3 protein-coding genes are annotated in these 2,225 nt (G+C 42.8%); all 3 read left to right on the top strand.

Going from position 1 to position 2,225, the window contains the following annotated elements:
• On the top strand, nucleotides 1–1,004 hold a 1,004-nt coding region (locus AAGA18_16135), incomplete at its 5' end, for an RHS repeat-associated core domain-containing protein (GenBank protein ID MEM9446870.1).
• A complete protein-coding gene (locus AAGA18_16130) occupies nucleotides 1,004–1,441 on the top strand; it encodes a hypothetical protein (protein ID MEM9446869.1) in 438 nt (145 codons plus the stop codon). The genes AAGA18_16135 and AAGA18_16130, both read left to right, overlap by 1 nt.
• Entirely contained in the window at nucleotides 1,416–1,904 is a 489-nt protein-coding gene (locus AAGA18_16125; protein MEM9446868.1) for a hypothetical protein, read from the top strand. Before AAGA18_16130 ends, AAGA18_16125 begins: the two co-directional genes overlap by 26 nt.
• The last annotated feature ends 321 nt before the right edge of the window (nucleotides 1,905–2,225 follow it).

Genomic DNA, 2,225 nt, shown 5'->3' with positions numbered 1-2,225 from the left:
GAACACGCACCGAAGAATTTGGCTCTACCGAAGATCGCCAGAAGGCCAACTCCAAGGATGAAGACCCAACAGGTCTCCTTAACGAAGGCTTCCGTTACCGCGACCTCGAAGCCGGGGTCTTCATCACCAGAGATCCGCTCGCCTTCGTCGACGGGCCTAACGTCTATGCCTATGTCAATCAGAACCCTTGGACATTCTTTGATCCCCAGGGTCTACAGAAAGCTGTTAGAAGAAATCGAGAAGTAACACCGTTGACAGCAGCAGATGTTGGCAACTTTGCTCTCAATGTAGGTAAAGGAGCTGTTGAATCAGTCGTAGGCATCGGGCAAGGAATAGCTCAAACTGGTACTGCCATCGGAAGCCTTGGCACAGAGCAAGGAAGAGCTAATTTTATAAAAGGAGCAAGCTTCGTTGCAAATAATCCTGGAGCAGTTGGAGATGCAATTGATCAGGCAGTAACAGATTTTGGACAGTCAATACAAACCTCTGAAGGAGCTGCTAAAGCATTAGGTGGAGCTGCAGTTGGAGGGGCATTAGCTAAAGCAGGTCAGGCACTAAAAGCAAATCAGTTATCTAAAAGCCTTACTAGTGGTATGGGAGACGATTTGGCTGGAAGTGCTAGAGGGACATCTTTTAGAGGTGATAAGGCATCGCTAGACGTTGATACAGCATTTAATAAAGGCATCCAGCCTAAAGGTTCAAATATGGATTTAGAGGCGTCAGCTAAGAGCACAAGTCAATCTAACAGTGGTTTTGTTCCAACATCAAAATCAGAAGCAATAGCCAACGAATTTGGTGGTAAGAATGGAAACGTCTTCACAATTCAGTCAGATCGAGGTATTGATGTTAATAAGACATTAGGTAACAAATCACCATTCCCAGAACAACAAGAGGTAGCGTTCCCAGGCGGGATTAAACCTAATGAAATTGTAGGCGCTCGCTCAAAGAAAACTGGAGAGTTTAGAAAGAATCCAAACTTTAAAAAACCTGATGAAAAGAAATAATGAGCGATAGCAAAGAGGATGACTCTTTTGATCAGAAAGAAGTCTCTTTACTAACTCAAGACAATAAAAGCATTGAGGCTAAATTATTGATCTATGAGGAATCACCTGAAAATCCTGAATTGGTTCAAATTGGTATTATTTCTGAGTTTTTTTCAGGGGAAAAGACAGGCGAAGATTTTTTTTCAGTTCTATGTGAAATTAGAAAAGAACTTGAAAATCAGGGTTTAAGAATTAAGTGCTACGGAGCTAGCAGAAATGTATATCCGTCTGGTATGTCCAGATCTATGGGCTATGGCGAGAAGGCATATAAATTGACCATAGGAAAGCAGGCAAAAATGCAGGATCTAGTTTCAATATTTGACGATGGCCAAGACGTTATTCCCGTCAATATAAACGAACAAGAGAGTTTCTTTGATCAATGGGCAAAAAGCCTATAAAAAGAAACTGATGCATGTTTATGAAATTGAAAAGGACGGAAGTTGGAGATTTATCCTATCCGTGATTTCTCCTGAAATAGGCTTTGAAAAAGGACTGCCTGAGAAGTCAATTATTGGAGAGTATAAATCATCAGGGTGTCAGGAAATTCCAGAGAATTTTCTAACTAACCCGAAGTTTTTTGATTTCCTTAACGAAACAATCAGAAAGCATGCTTCTTATAGCAAGGATGTAATTACTACGGTGTCAAAAATCAAGGAAGGTATTTTTGAGGTTGTAGATGAGAGAAATGATAATATCTCTAGGCTAGATGAAGATACTATTGGGGCATTTAAAGTGGAAGATGGAAATTTAATTGTAAACTCTTATCAACCTAATCCAAATTACAAATTGGTGGGTAGTAGTGGGCAATTTAATCCTCCCATATGGTTGAAAACAAAGCTCGAAGAAGATGTCTGGCTGTAGAGATGGGGTTGGGCTGTGAATCATGAAATTTTGCTTTATCCCCCCGTTGCGATGGGAGGGAGAAGGAAGCTGTCATGGTTTATGCTTGCTTGTGGAGACATTCGCACAACAGGCCAGTATGCCACATAGTGGCTTAGCGGCTGCTCTCTGGGAGGAGGCCTCCAGCCTTATCCCCTATAGTGACATACCGGCGTATTGTGCGCGAGCCGTTGCCCACGGAAGTCTCCTGGCTCCCGCATAGACCACGCCAGCTTCCTCCCACGCACCCCCATAGTTCATTCGCTGCGCCTGGCTCCGCTCATCGTGATAAGAGTCATCCAT

It is taken from the genome of Verrucomicrobiota bacterium, assembly GCA_039192515.1.
In the GTDB taxonomy this organism is placed as follows: domain Bacteria; phylum Verrucomicrobiota; class Verrucomicrobiia; order Methylacidiphilales; family JBCCWR01; genus JBCCWR01.
The sequence above is the reverse complement of the archived record's forward strand: the minus strand, read 5'-3'. Positions and strand labels throughout refer to the sequence as shown.

What these genes read in the sequence shown, in the direction of transcription:
- AAGA18_16130 (MEM9446869.1), top strand. Translation starts at nt 1,004, where the DNA reads ATGAGCGATAGCAAAGAGGATGACTCTTTTGATCAGAAAGAAGTCTCT.